The organism is Pedococcus sp. P2_E5, from assembly GCF_056403895.1.
On the sequence record NZ_JBFUEP010000046.1, the window covers coordinates 45,275 to 60,642 of the forward strand.

The 15,368-nt window shown below is 70.8% G+C and carries 17 protein-coding genes and 1 tRNA gene; 4 read left to right on the forward strand and 14 right to left on the reverse strand.

The genetic code is table 11. The features are described 5' to 3' along the window. Positions 1-25: 25 nt before the first annotated feature. The 3 genes from AC1DVZ_RS15460 to AC1DVZ_RS15470 form a co-directional block, all read right to left on the reverse strand. Positions 26-670: a lysoplasmalogenase gene (locus tag AC1DVZ_RS15460; protein WP_477619096.1), complete on the reverse strand. Its 645-nt coding sequence runs from the start codon at positions 668-670 to the stop codon at positions 26-28. Between the two features lie 20 nt (positions 671-690). Further along, positions 691-1,173 carry a DUF4396 domain-containing protein gene (locus AC1DVZ_RS15465; RefSeq protein ID WP_477619097.1) on the reverse strand — a complete coding sequence of 161 codons (483 nt, stop codon included), beginning with the start codon at positions 1,171-1,173 and terminating at the stop codon, positions 691-693. Positions 1,174-1,254: 81 nt separating this feature from the next. After that, positions 1,255-2,076, reverse strand: coding sequence for an arylamine N-acetyltransferase family protein (locus AC1DVZ_RS15470; RefSeq protein WP_477619098.1), 822 nt, complete (start codon positions 2,074-2,076; stop codon positions 1,255-1,257). A gap of 323 nt (positions 2,077-2,399) precedes the next feature. Between AC1DVZ_RS15470 and AC1DVZ_RS15475 the strand changes: the two genes are divergently transcribed. Beyond that, positions 2,400-3,146: a helix-turn-helix domain-containing protein gene (locus tag AC1DVZ_RS15475; RefSeq protein ID WP_477619099.1), complete on the forward strand. Its 747-nt coding sequence runs from the start codon at positions 2,400-2,402 to the stop codon at positions 3,144-3,146. A gap of 35 nt (positions 3,147-3,181) precedes the next feature. Here the strand turns inward: AC1DVZ_RS15475 and AC1DVZ_RS15480 are convergent, their stop codons facing one another. The 3 genes from AC1DVZ_RS15480 to AC1DVZ_RS15490 all read right to left on the reverse strand — a co-directional run bounded on the left by AC1DVZ_RS15480 (position 3,182) and on the right by AC1DVZ_RS15490 (position 6,103). Further along, positions 3,182-3,733, reverse strand: a complete 552-nt coding sequence (locus AC1DVZ_RS15480) for a DinB family protein (RefSeq protein ID WP_477619100.1) — start codon at positions 3,731-3,733, stop codon at positions 3,182-3,184. A gap of 16 nt (positions 3,734-3,749) precedes the next feature. After that, complete coding sequence (locus AC1DVZ_RS15485) at positions 3,750-4,055, reverse strand: hypothetical protein (protein WP_477619101.1); 306 nt, start codon at positions 4,053-4,055, stop codon at positions 3,750-3,752. Positions 4,056-4,126: 71 nt separating this feature from the next. Next, a complete protein-coding gene (locus AC1DVZ_RS15490; protein WP_477619102.1) occupies positions 4,127-6,103 on the reverse strand; it encodes an APC family permease in 1,977 nt (658 codons plus the stop codon). Between the two features lie 212 nt (positions 6,104-6,315). Here AC1DVZ_RS15490 and AC1DVZ_RS15495 point away from each other — a divergent pair, with 212 nt between their 5' ends. After that, on the forward strand, positions 6,316-7,026 hold the full coding sequence (locus AC1DVZ_RS15495; protein ID WP_477619103.1) for a DUF2510 domain-containing protein: 711 nt from the start codon (positions 6,316-6,318) through the stop codon (positions 7,024-7,026). Between the two features lie 150 nt (positions 7,027-7,176). On the opposite strand, the gene AC1DVZ_RS15500 is transcribed toward AC1DVZ_RS15495, so the two are convergent. The 6 genes from AC1DVZ_RS15500 to AC1DVZ_RS15525 form a co-directional block, all read right to left on the reverse strand. Then, positions 7,177-7,572 carry a VOC family protein gene (locus tag AC1DVZ_RS15500; RefSeq protein WP_477619104.1) on the reverse strand — a complete coding sequence of 132 codons (396 nt, stop codon included), beginning with the start codon at positions 7,570-7,572 and terminating at the stop codon, positions 7,177-7,179. Between the two features lie 290 nt (positions 7,573-7,862). Continuing rightward, a tRNA-Ala gene (locus AC1DVZ_RS15505) sits at positions 7,863-7,935 on the reverse strand. 96 nt (positions 7,936-8,031) lie between these two features. After that, positions 8,032-8,682: a histidine phosphatase family protein gene (locus AC1DVZ_RS15510; protein ID WP_477619105.1), complete on the reverse strand. Its 651-nt coding sequence runs from the start codon at positions 8,680-8,682 to the stop codon at positions 8,032-8,034. Further along, positions 8,679-9,053 carry a ribosome silencing factor gene (gene rsfS, locus AC1DVZ_RS15515; RefSeq protein ID WP_082592622.1) on the reverse strand — a complete coding sequence of 125 codons (375 nt, stop codon included), beginning with the start codon at positions 9,051-9,053 and terminating at the stop codon, positions 8,679-8,681. The genes AC1DVZ_RS15510 and rsfS overlap by 4 nt, the downstream gene beginning before the upstream one ends. A gap of 7 nt (positions 9,054-9,060) precedes the next feature. Beyond that, positions 9,061-9,669, reverse strand: coding sequence for a nicotinate-nucleotide adenylyltransferase (gene nadD, locus AC1DVZ_RS15520; protein WP_477619106.1), 609 nt, complete (start codon positions 9,667-9,669; stop codon positions 9,061-9,063). 2 nt (positions 9,670-9,671) lie between these two features. Further along, entirely contained in the window at positions 9,672-9,923 is a 252-nt protein-coding gene (locus AC1DVZ_RS15525) for a hypothetical protein (RefSeq protein WP_477619107.1), read from the reverse strand. A 907-nt stretch (positions 9,924-10,830) separates the two neighbouring features. Here AC1DVZ_RS15525 and AC1DVZ_RS15530 point away from each other — a divergent pair. Continuing rightward, a complete protein-coding gene (locus AC1DVZ_RS15530) occupies positions 10,831-11,832 on the forward strand; it encodes a glycosyltransferase family 2 protein (RefSeq protein ID WP_477619108.1) in 1,002 nt (333 codons plus the stop codon). An 18-nt stretch (positions 11,833-11,850) separates the two neighbouring features. Here the strand turns inward: AC1DVZ_RS15530 and AC1DVZ_RS15535 are convergent, their stop codons facing one another. Continuing rightward, entirely contained in the window at positions 11,851-13,131 is a 1,281-nt protein-coding gene (locus AC1DVZ_RS15535) for a glutamate-5-semialdehyde dehydrogenase (protein ID WP_477619109.1), read from the reverse strand. A 73-nt stretch (positions 13,132-13,204) separates the two neighbouring features. Here AC1DVZ_RS15535 and pdxY point away from each other — a divergent pair, with 73 nt between their 5' ends. After that, positions 13,205-14,056, forward strand: a complete 852-nt coding sequence (pdxY, locus tag AC1DVZ_RS15540; RefSeq protein WP_477619110.1) for a pyridoxal kinase PdxY — start codon at positions 13,205-13,207, stop codon at positions 14,054-14,056. Between the two features lie 26 nt (positions 14,057-14,082). Here the strand turns inward: pdxY and proB are convergent, their stop codons facing one another. Then, on the reverse strand, positions 14,083-15,207 hold the full coding sequence (proB, locus tag AC1DVZ_RS15545; protein WP_477619111.1) for a glutamate 5-kinase: 1,125 nt from the start codon (positions 15,205-15,207) through the stop codon (positions 14,083-14,085). Positions 15,208-15,368: the final 161 nt, after the last annotated feature.

Below are 15,368 nucleotides of genomic sequence, written 5' to 3' on the forward strand. Positions count from 1 at the left end.
CGAGAATGCTGGTCCGCCCACTGTGTCATCGCAGGACGCCGAGCACGATGAGGACCTGGCCGAGGTGGTAGGTCACCATCACCGCCAGCGACCCGAACCGGCGGGCCCGGACGAACCGGTCCAGCGCCAGGACCGCGTCGCTCACCATGAAGACCGTGGCCCCCAGGGCCACGAGCAGGTGCCCCGTCGCCCAGGCCGCGACGACCATTGCGCCGATGACCCCCATGTATGCCGCGACGGCGCCTGCCAGCACCGTCCCCCCTTCGGCGCGCGCGGCCGGGACCACTCGGCGACCCACCACCGCGACCATGCCCACGACGAGGGCCAGGCCCACGAGGCCGAGGTCGGCACGCGGCATACCCAGGTGCGCGAAGGCGACCACGAATGCCAGGTGGGCTGCCAGGAAGCCGGCGAGCCCCACGATGAATCGCGGGTCGCTCTCGGAGAGGAGGGCGACGTCGCCGGCCAGGCTGAGTCCGAGCGCCGCGAGGAGCCACCACCCCGCCGTGGACTCGGAGGCTCCCATCGACCACGCCGCCACGATGAGCAACGCCAGGACGAGCGGCTTCAGGACCCACTCGCGTCGGCGGCCACGCACCGCGACGGACCACCAGTCCAGGGGCGCCGCGACCGCGACGGCCGCCAGGCTGGTCATCGCGAGTCCGGGCATGGGCCCAGCGTGGCAGACGCTCAGTGGTGGTACTGGTGCATCACCGCGTGACCTCGCCCACGGGCGATGAGCCAGCGGTTCACCGGCACGGTGACGACGAAGGCAATGACCAGGGAGGCGAGCAGAGTCCCCCAGAACAGCGCGCTGGCGAGCCCGGCCTCCATCGCGCCGGGGATGGCGAGGACGAACGCGTTGTCGACCAGCTCCATCACCGAGATGGAGATGGTGTCAGAGGCGAACGCGACCCCGATGGCGGTCGCGAGCGGCAGTCCGGCCGCCAGTACGGGCCGCAGAGCCAGCGAGTAGCCGAAGACGAACGCCAGGGCGACCGACAGGGCGACGGTGGCGACGTTGCTCCAGCCGAGCGTGGAGCCGATCACCATCCCCAGCACCTCGCCGATGGCGCAGCCGGTGAGGCAGTGGAGCGTGGCGCTGATGGCCTGCTGCCACAGCGAGGCGGGCAGGTCATGGGTGTCGTCATGGGTGTGGTGGGGGTGCGTCATGATGTCGCCAACCATACCCCCCATGGGTATATTCCAGTCATCGCCACCGCCTGCATCCACCTGCCCTTCCACCCGCGGCGGCTACGTGGATGCGCGCAGTTCCGCCACGCGGGTCAGGAGCCGCGCTGTCTCGTCGTCGGTCAGCCCGACGGACAGGTCGCGCAGCAGGGTCCGCAGCTCGCCCTCGGCCAGGTCGTGGTGCTCCGTGGGCTGGCCGGGTCGGCGGACCGTCATCGCCTCGTGGGTGACGGTCACGTGCCGGTCGGACAGGTGCCTGGTGAGGATGAGCCCATGTCGGAAGTGCGACGTCGGATAGGTGCTGGTGAAGTGGTGCCCCGCCCGGAGGTCGACCTGCTGGACCGGCAGCTCGTCGGTGGTGTGCATGAGCTCCCAGGCACCGTCACGCCGGCGTTGCAGCTCCCACGTCGGGCCACCTCCCCTCGTCTCGCGACGCTGGAGGCGGTAGGCCCAGCCCCCGTGGTCGTCCTGGGCGCCGTCCTCGAGGCGGATCGGGTGCAGCAGGCTCAGGCCGAACCCCGGGTCGGCGAGCCAGGAGGTGCCCTCGACCTGGATCACGAGCACGCAGTGGGTCCGGGCGGACGCGGTCACGTCGCCGACCCGTGCGAGGCGGCGCTGCACGTCGTAGCCCAGGGCGGCGAGGACTCCGCCGAAAAGGGTGGCGTGCTCGAAGCAGTAGCCGCCTCGACCACGTCCGACGAACTTGGCCTGGACGTCGGGCAGCTCCACACCGCGGTGCTGCTCCAGCAGGACGTCGATGTTGTCGAACGTGAAGGTGCGCACGTGCGCCTCGTGCAGGGCCTGCAGCCCCGCCAGGTCGGGCGTCTCGACCCGCACCCCGACCTTGGTGAGGTAGCCGTCGAGGTCCACCCCCTCGGCCCTCACCGTGACCCACTGCTGTTGTCGTACTCGAAGGCGATCGCCACGTCCGCATGCTACGTCGCAGCGCCCCGTTCCCTGTGCCCACCGCCGCCGACGAGGGATGAACGACCGGACGCCGAGCGCGCCCGGTCGTTCATCGTGGGGTGGCGTTCCCGTCGTAGCCGCAGCCCAGGCATCCCCTGTTGCCCTGCCGGCGGCGACCACCTCACCCGACCCAGCCGGCCCCCCACTGCTCGTGAGTCGCCGCACCACGAAGGGTTCCACGGGCGGCAGGGGCGCGAGTAGTGTCAAAAGCGGAACTTTGGCGCGTCATTGCGGGGGCGGCTGTGGGGGATCAGGAGCTGGTGCGGCTCAGTGTTGAAGCTGCCCACCTGGCTGTCATCGGCCAGCCGTACGGCGGCCTTGTCGCAGAGGGCGTGCACCGTCAGCTGCGGGCCGACGCCGGAGTGGGTCTGACGACGTGGACGGTGGGGGCGGACGGGGCTGACCGCGTCTCGGTCGACGTGGCAGGGCACGACCCAGTGGACGCGACCTACCTGGAGCGCGCCAAGGCTGCGGTGTCGCAGCACCCGTCGTTCAGCCAGGGCATTCCGGAGCGAGAGACGCACCGGGTCAGCGACCTCACGGCCATGGGGCCGTTCTGGGACTCCGAGGCGTACGAGGCGATGCACGGCTTCTGCGGCGGGCGCTTCCCCGCTGCCCTCACCCTGCTGGCGACCCCGACCACGCTGGTGTTCCTCGGCCTCCATCGCAGCCGCCACGACTTCAGCGACGACGACATGCGCCGCCTCGACCTGGTCCGTCAGCCCTTGGCGGGCGCGCTGGTCTTCCGTCACCAGCTCGAGAGCGCCGCCCGCCGGCTCCAGACGATGCTGCCGCCGACGATGACCTTCACCGACCGGGAGGCCGAAGTCCTGGCCCTGGTCGCGCAGGGCTGGACCGATCGGCGCATCGCCCACCGCCTCGGCATCACCGAACGGGGGGTCCGCAAACGCGTGGCGACGGCACGGGAGCGCGTCGGTGCGCACAGTCGAGCCCAGGCCGCCGCCCTCTGGTCCCGGCTCAACCCCTGAGTGACCACGTCCAGGGGCGGCGCCGCACTGCCCTCTCAGGTCGTGGACAGGGTGAGCTGGGCGCGGTGGTGCCTGTAGTGCAGCACCGGGTAGGCGAACACGTCGGCCAACGACATGGTGGTCTCGAAGTAGGGGTCCCAGCTGGTCGGGAACGGCATCCCCCGACCCAGCCGCTGCTCCGGCTCCCGGTCGAGGCTGGCGACCAGGCTGTCGATGATGCGGTCGCACAACCACCCCATCCGGGAGTGGTTGAACACGAGCGCCCCACCGCACGAACCGGCGTAGTTGACCCAGTGGAACGGCACCCGTCCTGCATCCAGCAGCCGGGCGAACCCGCGCCCGACCCACGGTGGCAGCACCGACATCAGGCGCACCAAGGGCAGCAGCCGCCGCACGACGAGGAACCCGAACACCATGTGGAACAGCAGCTGCTCATTGCTCCACCTGGTCCCGTTGGTCCGCGCCCGCAGCCGGGCCGGGGTCGAGGCCGCAGTCGCGAGCAGCTGGTGCAGGTCGTCCCGGCAGGCGGTCAGGTCGGCCACGATGGCACCCCGGTCCACGACCCCAGCACCCTCCCGGGCGGTCATCCTGAGTGTCGACCCATCAGGGCAGGTGCCGGTCGAGGCGGCGCAGCAACGACCCGACCACCGGCCAGTCCTGCGCACCCGCCCGCATCACCCGACCGCGAACCACGCCGAGGGCGCGTCGCACCATGACGCCGGGCGTCCGGTGTCCGCTGTCAGCGGCGGAGCGCGCACGCCGGTTCAGCCAGTGGGCGCAGCCTGCGCAGACCCCGACCTCGGGGTGCGTCCCGAGCCGGGTCAGGTCGTGCTCGTCGAACGCGTTCCCGCAGCACCAGCAGGACGGGCGCTCTGCCTGCTCCCGCTCAACTGCCGCCTGCGCTGCCATGACCCCATCGTGACCCCACACCACCCTGATGACCAGAGATCAAGGACACCCGGTTCAGGCAACCCTGCGCGTCAGCTGACGTGGATGCTGGGCCGCTGGGCCGGGTCCGGTTCGACCTTGCGGATGATCTCGCGGACGACGGGTGGGGTGTCGCCGCGGCCGAGGAGCAGGTAGCGCAGCAGGTGCGCCACCGGAGAGCCCTCGGCCCACTCGAAGTGGCAGTGCGGGTGCAGTCCGGTCGCATCCCGAAGCGCGAGCAGGACCGCGGCGATCGCGTTCGGTGCAGCGGGGCTGGCCACCCGCAGGATGCGGTACCCAGCCACCTCGACGCCGCGAACGCGCAGGACGTCGCTGAAGTCGGAGGGGTCGTCGATGTCGACCTCGAGGAACAGCACGTCCGAGCGGCCGGGGACCGGGTTCATGGACCGCTGTTCGGCCTCCTTGGCCACGTACTCGGCCTCGTCGCCGGCCTGGCGCTTGTTGGCGATGATGTTCAGCAGCCCGTCGTGCGCCACCGACTCCTCGATGAAGCGCCGGGCGTCATCGTCGAACTCGATGTGCTCGACCCGCAGCTCCGTGGTCCGGCTGATGCGCGAGATGAGCGAGACCACGACGATGCCGAGGATGAACAAGCCCGAGATCGCGATGCCGTCCGGCTTCTCGCGGATGTTCTCCACCAGGGCGTACAGCAGGATGAGGGTCAGGACGGCGAACCCGGCGGCGGCGACCTTCTGCCTGTGCCGGTATGCGGAGATGGTCACGGCGACCGCCCCGGAGACCATCATCGCGAGGATGCCGGTGGCGTAGGCGCCGGCCTGGGCGTTGACGTCGGCGCCGAACGCGATGGTGATGATGATGCAGATCACCGTGTAGACCAGCACGACCGGGCGGACGGCCCGGCCCCACTCGGGGGCCATGCCGTAGGCGGGCAGGTAGCGGGGCACGATGTTGATCAGGCCGGCCATCGCGGAGGCACCCGCGAACCACAGGATGAGGATCGTGCTGATGTCGTAGACGGTGCCGAACCCGTCGCCGAACATGTCGTGCGCAAGGAAGGCCAGGGCGCGGCCGTTGGCCTCCCCGCCCTCCTTGAACGCCTCCGCCGGGATGAGCACGGTGGTGACGAAGCTCGTGGACAGCAGGTACACGGACATGATGAGCGCCGCCCCGGCCAGCAGCTTGCGGGTGTTGCGGATCCGGGAGGCCAGCTTCTCCTTGGCGTTCTCACCCTCCGCGGCGACCAGCGGCATCATCGACACCCCGGTCTCGAACCCGGACAGACCCAGCACCAGCAGCGGGAACGCGATGACGGCAGGCCCGATGGCGCCCCCCAGACCGCCCCCGTCCGACAGTGCCGACGTCCACGCGGACAGCGCGCCGTCAGTGGTGAAGACCTCGACCAGGCCCTTGACGACGACGACCGCGTTCAGGGCCAGGAACACGGCCACGAGCGGGATCGCGACGCTGACGGCTTCGCTGAACCCGAGCAGGAACACCCCGCCGAGGACCAGCAGCAGGAACACCGTGATGGCCACCGCGTGCCCGTGCAGGGCGTCGGGGAAGAACGGGGACTCCAGCACGTGCACCGACGCGTCGGCCGCGGACAGGGTGATGGTGATGATCCACGACGTGGCCACGAACCCGAGCAGGACCAGCACGAACACCTTGCCCCGCCAGAACGGCAGCAGGTCCTCCAGCATGGCCACGGACCCCTGCCCGTGCGGGCTCTCGCGCGCGATGCGGGAGTACATCGGCAGCATCCCCAGCAGGGTCAGCAGCACGATGAGCAACGTCGCCAACGGTGACAACGCCCCGGCGGCCAGCGCCGCGATGCCGGGCAGGTACGCCAGGGTGGAGAAGTAGTCGACCCCGGTCAGGGTCATCACCTTCCACCACGCGTGCGGCTTCGCGTGCTCCTCCCCCGACTCGGGCCCCACTGGTTGCACGCGGTGCTCGAGCAGCCACCTGGCGCCGGGCCTGGTGGACTCCGTGCGGGTGGCGGGGCTCGGCACCCGGGCAGGCATGACCAAGCGGTCAGAAGCGTCCATGTCGTCTCTCTGTGCGAACGGTGGGGCGCAGCCACCCTACGAGCGCACCGGCAGACCTCCCGAATCCCCCCACACATCCAGAAACCGAAGAAGGACAACGCGGGGAGCGTGGCCACCGGAGTCTTGTCCCGATTCGACCATGCGCAATGACAGCGGTGAGTGACACTGCGTGGGCGCGACGCTTCCCCGCGCCCGTTCCCAGGAGACGTTCGATGGCCCAAGGCCCCACCCCGGCCGGCTGGTACCCCGACCCGGACCAGCCCGGCATGCTGCGCTACTGGGACGGAACCGCGTGGACCCGCCACCAGTCCCCTGCCCCTACCGGTACCGCCGGGGCCTACCGGGCGGGTGGCCCCGCCGGTCGCACGTCGCACACCGGAACCATCGTCGCCTGGGCACTGTCCGTGACCGCGGCCGCCCTCGTCATCACGGCCCTCGCGATCGGCCTCGCCAAGGACGCCGGGCCAAGCACCCGCTCGATGCCGACCAGCCAGCAGAACGTGATGCGGTCCCTGACGACAGCGCAGCGCCTGGTCACCGACAACGAGGTGCGAGCCAAGGCCCTGGAAGCAGAGCGCGACGACGAGATCTGCACCATGCTCGGCCCGTCCGGCGACGTGACCGGCTGGGTCGGCAGGGTCACCGAGGTCGGCACCACGATCGGCCACCGCACCCTGACCCTGGACATCGGCAACCACGTCAAGCTAGGCACCGCCAGCAGCCGCTTCACCGACCTGAGCGGAACCACGACCATCGAGCCGGCCGACCCGGTGTACAGCAGCATCACCGGCCTCGACGTCGGCGAGACGGTCACCTTCGACGGCACGTTCGCGCTGCGAGAATCGTGCATCGTCGTCGATGACGGAGACCTCAAGCGTCCCGAGCTGCGGTTCCGCTTCACCCGCGTCACCCCCGCCGGGTAGTCCCCCGCCACCGACCGCCGCCAACGGGCCGCAAGCAGTTGGTCAAGCAGCCGTTTGGACCTCTCCCCTGGCCCGGCCGCTGGCGAGGCTCTGGCGCCCGCCGAAGGGAGAAGTGACGTTCGCGTGAGGTAGCGAGCCGGCTGCACGCAGTTATGGGCCTGCCGGCACCGGCCAGCCGCCGTAGGGCACGGTGAGGATCTCCAGGACATGACCGTCCGGGTCCAACCAGTACAGTCCGCGGCCGCCGTCTTTGGTGTTCAGTTGCTGTGCTCGGGTCCGTTCAGGGTCGGCCCAGTACGCGATCCCTCGGTCGAGGATTCGTCGGTGGATCTCGTCGAACTCGTCCTCGTCAACCAGGAACGCGTAGTGCTGGGGGTGCACCGGGCCTTCCTCGAGGAAGTCCAAGGAGACGTCGTTGGCCACCTCGACCACGGAGAACGGCCCAAACCGCGTCGGGGCCGCAAGCCCCAGGACCTCGGACAGGAACGAGGCCGAGGCTCGCTGGTCGCTGCAGTAGACGATCGTGTGGTTGAGTCTCACCGGCATCCGTGCCTCCTCTGCCGAGCCACGCGGGGGTGCCGGGCGCCTGACCCGGTGGCCGGGGTCACAGACCGCAGACGCCCGCGGGCATCGTCCGCGATGGCTACCAAACCTGCCGTGACAGGACCAACCTAGTCCGCTGGCCACCGGGAGGCTGCTCGATCCCAGTCGCTGCGGCACCGCGCCCGCCGCATCAGGAAGGCGCTCTGACGCAACGCACACTCGTGACTGGCGGCGGCAAAACGAAAACGGCGCCTGACCTGCGATTCCGCAGATCAGGCGCCGTTCCGTAATTGTGGAGCTGAGGGGATTCGAACCCCTGACCCCTTCCATGCCATGGAAGTGCGCTACCAACTGCGCCACAGCCCCGGTCTCCCGAGTGGGACATCCCCCGAGGGGGACTGCGGAAGTTTACCCAGTACCCCCACCCAATCTCCAAATCGGGACGGCGCTGGCGTGCAGACCTCAGGCCGATGCGTTCCAGGCCTGGATCCGCCAGCCGTTCTCGGCCTCGACGACCTCGGCCCAGTGACAGTTTCCGAAACCGCCCAGGACTCGCCAGGCGGTCAGCCGATCGAGGTCGACCAGCTCGGCGATGACCACGCGGCCGGTCACCCCGTGCGTCGCCACCACGGCCGTCTCCCCCGCCGGCAGCCCGTCGAGCAGGTCGTCCAGCGCGGCGCGCACCCGCTGCGCCACATCCGAGAGCGACTCCCCGTCGACCCCGCGCACGAAGTCCTCGCCACGCAGGTGTCGCAGCCGCTCCTCCGGGAACTCGCTGCTCACCTGTTCACTGGTCATCCCCGCCCACTGACCCACGTGGATCTCACGCCACCGCGCGTCATAGCTGATCGGCAGGCCACACGCCTGCGCGACCTCCGCGCCGGTCTCCGCCGCCCGTTTCAGGTCGGAGGCCACCACCACCGAGGGCGCGTATGCCGCGAGCGCGCCGGCCGCTGCCCGTGCCTGTTGGTGGCCGAGCGAGGACAGGTCGCTGTCGACCTGTCCCTGCCACACGCCCCGCGCGTTGTCGTCGGTCTGGCCGTGCCGCAGCACGATGATGCGGCGCCGACCAGAGGTCGTCGGGGCGGTCGAGGCCGAGGCCTCGCCGCTCATGCGTCCCGGCGCTTGGGCACGCCGAGGTCGATCTCGGGGCAGTCCTTCCAGAGCCGCTCGAGCTCGTAGAACTCGCGCTCCTCGTCGTGCTGGACGTGGACGACGATGTCGCCGAAGTCCAGGAGCACCCAGCGGCCGTCCCGCTCGCCCTCGCGGCGGATCGGCTTGGCGCCCTTCTCGCGGAGCTGGTCCTCGACCTCGTCGACGATGGCGCCGACCTGTCGGTCGGTGCTCGCCGAGACGATGACGAACACGTCGGTCAGGGCGAGCTGTTCGCTGACGTCGATGCCGGCCACGGTGGTGGCCAGCTTGTCGTCGGCAGCTTTGGCGGCCGTCATGGCCAGGTCAAGGGATCGTTCGGTGGCGGGCACTGCTCTCCTACGTTCGTGCCGGTGCGCCGGCGGGTGTGCCGGCGGCATACAGGCGGTATTTGTTGACGTACTGGACGACGCCGTCGGGCACGAGGTACCAGACGGGTTCGGCGCGCTCGACGCGCGCTCGACAGTCGGTGGAGCTGATCGCCATCGCGGGCACCTCTTGCAAGGTGACCCGGTCGGCGGGGAGGCCGGACTCCGACAGGACGTAGCCCGGCCGGGTGACACCGACGAAGTGGGCGAGGTCGAACAGCTCGTCGGCGTCCTTCCAGGACAGGATCTGGGCCAGCGCGTCGGCGCCGGTGATGAAGAACAGCTCGGCATCGGGCCGTTCGCGGTGCAGGTCGCGCAGGGTGTCGATCGTGTAGGTGGGGCCGGGGCGGTCGATGTCGACCCGGCTCACCGTGAAGCGGGGGTTGGAGGCCGTCGCCACCACCGTCATGAGGTAGCGGTGCTCCGGCGCGCTGACCTCGCGCTCGTCCTTCTGCCAGGGCTGGCCCGTGGGTACGAAGACGACCTCATCGAGCCCGAACCGGGTCTGGACTTCGGAGGCGGCCACCAGGTGGCCGTGATGGATCGGGTCGAACGTCCCGCCCATCACTCCGAGGCGCATGGTCAGTGGTGGCTGCCCTGGTGGTCGGTGTGCGCGCCGTGGCTGTCGTGCTGCTGGCCGCTGCCGTGCGAGGCGTGGCCGAGAGCGTGCTTCTGGGCGGTGCCGCGGAAGGCCCACAGGACGGCCAGGAGGGCGAGGAACGAGACGAACGCGATGACCCCGAACGCATAGGGAGACATCGGCAGCTCGCGAGTGTGCTCCTCGGCGACGACGACCAGGTTCGGCAGGGACACAGGCGACAGAGACAACGACATGGGCCTCAGCGTACCCGCCACCGGGGCCCGGGCCGTGACCATCGCCGCCCCGCCTCGCCAGGCGTCCCTCTCGGCGGATCTGTCAGGGATGTGACAGCGATCTGTCCACGGATGTTGTGCACAGGGGTGTGCACAACATCCGTGGCGAGCACGGCCGGGTGTGGACAACGGTGTGGGAAACCGGTGGACGAAAAAAGTTTCGCGAAACCTATTGCGGCACAATGGATGGGGCCATTAGAAATCTCTCACGCGCTCCGGTCGGAGGGTCGAAACGGGGAGACCCGGGACGGCCGTGAGACAGGAGCACAGGTCAACCGGATAACGGACGACCGCCTCGACCGGGTTCGCTCGGACGAGGTCCTCGAGGCCTTCGGGCTGACAGGTCCGCGGGCGACGCCGCGGAGGAATGCCGGGCCCGTTGACCAGATCGCATCGCCGTGGTTGCACCGGTTCGCCGGAGCAGGCAGGGCGCCATCGTCGCAGTGGCCACAACGTCCGGTTCGCCGGAGGACGTGGGCGGTCGACAGGGGCAGCGTCGTGGCCGGTTCGCCGACCAAGGAGCTGCACCACCCCGTGGGGAGGGTCGTCACCTCGGTGACGGCAGCACCCGCACCGTGGGAAACCAGGCCGCTTCGGTGGACTGGGGACCCACACCGCGAGCAAGGGGTCACCTCGGTGGCGCCGGACCTCGCACCGCGAGCAAGGGGTCACCTCGGTGGCGCCGGACCTCGCACCCGGAGATCCACCCAGCAGCCGGTTCTGCCAGCGGCCGGGAGGAACTCCACCGAGGGCCCCTCGAACTCATACTTCGAGGGGCCCTCACCCTTTCCCGGGCAGCCGTGGGGGACCCGTGCGGGGTGCCGCCACTCGCTCGGACGTGGACCCCGAGACACGTAGCCTTGTCCTCATGACCCCCGAGCTGAGCATCGTCGTCCCCGTGTACAACGAAGAGGACGTCCTGCCCCTGCTCGCCGCCCGCCTCCGCCCCGTCGCCGACGGGCTCGGCACGGTGTACGAGGTCGTCATGGTCGACGACGGGAGCGACGACCTGTCCCCCGCGGTGCTGCTGCGCCTGAGCCGCGACTGGCCCCAGCTGCGGATCATCCGGCTGCGCGCCAACGCGGGCCACCAGGCGGCCATCTCCGCGGGGCTCGCGAGCGCCCGGGGCGACAACGTGATCACCCTGGACGCCGACCTCCAGGATCCGCCGGAGGTCATCCCCGCGATGCTGGCGCAGGTACGCGCCCGGCGGGTCGACGTCGTCTACGGCGTGCGGTCCGACCGCTCCGCCGACCCGATGTTCAAGCGGATCAGCGCCCGGGTCTTCTACCGCCTGATCCGCCTCCTCTCCGGCACCCACGCCCAGGTCGATGCCGGCGACTACCGGCTCATGTCCCGGGCCACGGTCGATGCGGTCAACTCGCTGCCCGAGCACGGCCGGGTGCTGCGCTTCGTCGTACCCACGCTCGGCTTCCCCTCGGCTTCGGTGACCTACCGTCGCGACGAGCGTGCAGCCGGCCGGTCGAAGTACCCGCTCTCCACGATGATTCGCCTCTCCATCGACAGCGTGACCGGCTTCTCGACCGCTCCCCTGCGCGCCGCCACCTGGCTCGGGCTGCTCGGCGGGGTCGGGTCGTTCGCCTTGCTCGGCTACGCCCTGGTCGCCCGCGCCCTCGGCCACACGCTGCCGGGTTGGACCTCCACCGTCGTCGCCGTCGCCGGGGTGGGGGCCGTGCAGCTCCTGTGTGTGGGCATCCTCGGCGAGTACGTCGCCCGGATGTACGCCCAGCTCCATGCCCGGCCGGCCTACTTCGTCGCCTACGACTCGCTGACCGGCCCCGTCACCCCTGCGGACCAGCCCTTCATGCCCGCGGGCCAGCCGGCACCATCGGTGTCCCGCCGGTCCTAGCCTTCACCGGCGCAGCGTTCAGGCGCGCACCTGTCCGTCGCCCTCGACGATCCACTTGGTCGTGGTGAGCTCCGGCAGGGCCATCGGCCCCCGGGCGTGCAGCTTCTGGGTGGAGATCCCGATCTCCGCGCCGAAACCGAACTCTCCCCCGTCGGTGAACCGGGTCGAGGCGTTCACCATGACGGCAGCGGCGTCGACCTCGCTGGTGAACCGTCGGGCGGCCGCGCGGTCCTCGGTCACGATCGCCTCGGTGTGCCCCGAGCCGTAGGTCCGGATGTGCTCCATGGCGGCATCCAGGTCTGGCACCACGCGGACGCTCATCTCCAGCGCGAGGTACTCGGTGCCGTAGTCCTCCTCGGTCGCGGCCTGGTGGGCCACCCCTGCGGCATCGGCAGCCGCGCCCGACGCGTCGTCGGTGTGCAGGACCACACCGGCACCCGAGAGCTCGGCCAGCACCTTGGGCAGGAAGTCCGCCGCGACCGCCTGGTGCACCAGCAGCGACTCGGCCGCGTTGCAGACGCTCGGTCGGTGGGTCTTGGCGTTGACGGTGATGGCCAGGGCCTTGGCGAGGTCGGCGGCAGCGTCGACGTAGACGTGGACGATGCCCACCCCGGTCTCGATCACGGGCACCGTCGACTCCATCACGACGGTCTGGATGAGGCCGGCACCACCGCGCGGGATGATCAGGTCGACCAGTCCCCGGGCCGTGAGCAGCGCCCGCACGGCGTCCCGCCCACCCTCGAGCAGGGTGATGGCGTCGGCCGGCAGTCCCTGCGCCTCGAGGCCCGCCCGCATCACGTCGACCAGCGCCCGGTTCGTGGACTCGGCGGCCGAACCACCCCGGAGGATGACGGCGTTGCCCGACTTCAGGCCCAGCCCCGCGGCGTCGACGGTCACGTTGGGGCGCGCCTCGTAGACCATGCCCACGACGCCCATCGGCACGCGCACCTGGCGGATCTGCAGGCCGTTGGCCAGGGTCGAGCCCCGGACCACCTCCCCCACCGGGTCAGGCAGGGCGGCAACGTCACGCAGCGCCTGGGCCACGGCGGCGACCCGCTGCGGGTCGAGAGCCAGGCGGTCCAGCAAGCCCTGCGGCATACCGGAACCGCGGCCACGCTCGAGGTCCTCGGCGTTGGCGGCCACGATCGTGTCCGTCGCGGCGTCGAGGGCGTCCGCGAGCGCGTGCAGCGCGGCATCCTTGTCCGCCCGCGAGAGCAGCGCCAGCCTGCGGGAGGCCGCGCGAGCGGCGCGGGCCGCGGTGGCCACCTGCTCGACGGCGGCGTGGTCGATCTCAGCCATGGCCCAAGGGTATGCCGCGTGGCCCCCGAGCCAGCTGCCCGTCCAGCAACCGGGGCACTGGTTGAATGCTGAGGTGAGCATCCTGTCGATCCAGTCCTCCGTCGCGTACGGCCACGTCGGCAACAGCGCGGCCGTCTTCCCCCTCCAGCGGCTGGGCGTCGAGGTCTGGCCCGTGCACACCGTGCACTTCTCGAACCACACCGGCTACGGCGAGTGGCGTGGCCCTTTGCTGCCCGCCGAGGACGTCCGCGCCGTCCTGCGGGGGGTCGAGGAGCGCGGCGCCTTCCCGGGGGTCGACGCGGTGCTGTCCGGATACCAGGGCGGTGAGGACATCGGTGACGTCATCCTCGACGCCGTGGCGCGGGTCAAGGCGGCCAACCCGCTCGCGATCTACGCCTGCGACCCCGTGATGGGCAACGCCACGAGTGGCTGCTTCGTCCACCCCGCGATCCCCGTCCTGCTGCGCGAGCGCGTCGTGCCGGCTGCCGACCTCATCACGCCCAACCAGTTCGAGCTCGGTTACCTCACGGGCACGCAGCCGCGCACCATCGAGGAGACGCTGGCCTCCGTCGAGCTCGCGCGTGGTCTGGGCCCGTCGACCGTGCTGGTCACCAGCGTCGAGCGTCCCGACGCCCCTGCCGACACCATCGAGATGGTTGCCGTCACCGACGACGGCGCGTGGATCGTCCAGACGCCGCGACTGGCCATGAAGGCCAACGGTTCCGGCGACGTCACGGCCGCCCTGTTCACCGCCCACCTGCTCTCGACGGGCGACCCGGCGGTGGCCCTGGCCCGGACGTCGAGCAGCGTGTTCGACCTGCTCCAGAACACCCTCGACTCCGGTGACCGCGAGCTCCAGCTGGTGCAGTCGCAGGAGACCATCGCCTCGCCGCGGCTCCAGTTCGAGGTCAGCCAGCTCCGCTGACACCCGGGCAGCAGGCGCAGGCGCTCCTACAGGATGACGAGGTCGTCGCGGTGCACGACCTCACGTTCGTACTCCGGCCCGAGCTCCTTGGCCAGCTCACGCGTCGAGCGGCCGAGCATGCCGGGCAGCTCCGCGGAGCTGTAGTTGACCAGGCCCCGGCCGACCACGCGCCCCTCGGGAGCACACAGGTCCACGGGATCACCGTCGGAGAAGGTGCCCTCCACGCCGGTGATCCCGGCGGGCAGCAGCGAGGTGCGCCGCTCGGTCACCGCGCGTACGGCTCCGGGGTCGAGCAGGAGCCGGCCCATCGGCGTCGTGGCGTGGGCAAGCCACAGCTTGCGGGAGGTACGACGCGAGCCGGTGGGGACGAACACGGTGCCGACGTCGTCGCCGGCGAGCGCCTGCTCGACCTGCGCCGCGCTGGTGAGCACGGTCGTGATCCCCGCCGCGTTCGCGATGGAGGCCGCCTCGACCTTGGTGACCATGCCGCCGCTGCCGACGCTCGAACCGGTGCCACCGATCGCGATCGCGTCCAGGCCGGCACCCCCGACCACGGTGGGGACGCGTCGGCTCCCCGGGCGGCTGGGCGGCCCGTCATAGAGCGCGTCCACGTCGGTGAGCAGGACGAGACCGTCGGCGTGCACGAGGTGCGCCACCAGGGAGGCGAGCCGGTCGTTGTCCCCGAACCGGATCTCGTGGGTGGCCACGGTGTCGTTCTCGTTGACGATGGGCACGATCCCGAGCTCGAGCAACCGGTCCAGGGTGCGGCGGGCGTTGGTGTAGTGCGACCGCCGGGTCATGTCGTCGGCCGTGAGGAGCACCTGCCCGACCGTGAGCCCGTGGACACCGAAGGCCCGCTGGTATGCCGCGACGAGGGCACCCTGCCCCACGCTGGCCGCCGCCTGCTGCGTCGCGAGGTCCCACGGACGCTTGGTCAACCCGAGCGGGGCGATCCCTGCGGCGATGGCGCCGGAGGAGACCAGCACGACCTGCTGCCCGGCGAGGCGCCGCTTGGCGAGCACGTCGACGAGAGCGACGAGCCGCTGCTCGTCGAGCTCCCCTCCCCCGACGTCGGTCAGGCTCGACGACCCGACCTTGACCACGAGTCGCCGAGCGCGCGCCACGTCGCCCCGGCGGTCAGCCGCGCTCATTCCGCCGCGCTCATTCCTCGGTGTCCTCGTTCTTCGCAGTGGCCCAGTGGCCGGCCCGACGCTCGGCAGCGAGCTCGGCGCGGGCAGCGGTCTTGGCCGCCCGACGGTCGGCGTAGTCGGCGCGCTTGTCGTCGCGGGTGGGCCGCGCCTCGGGCTCGAGG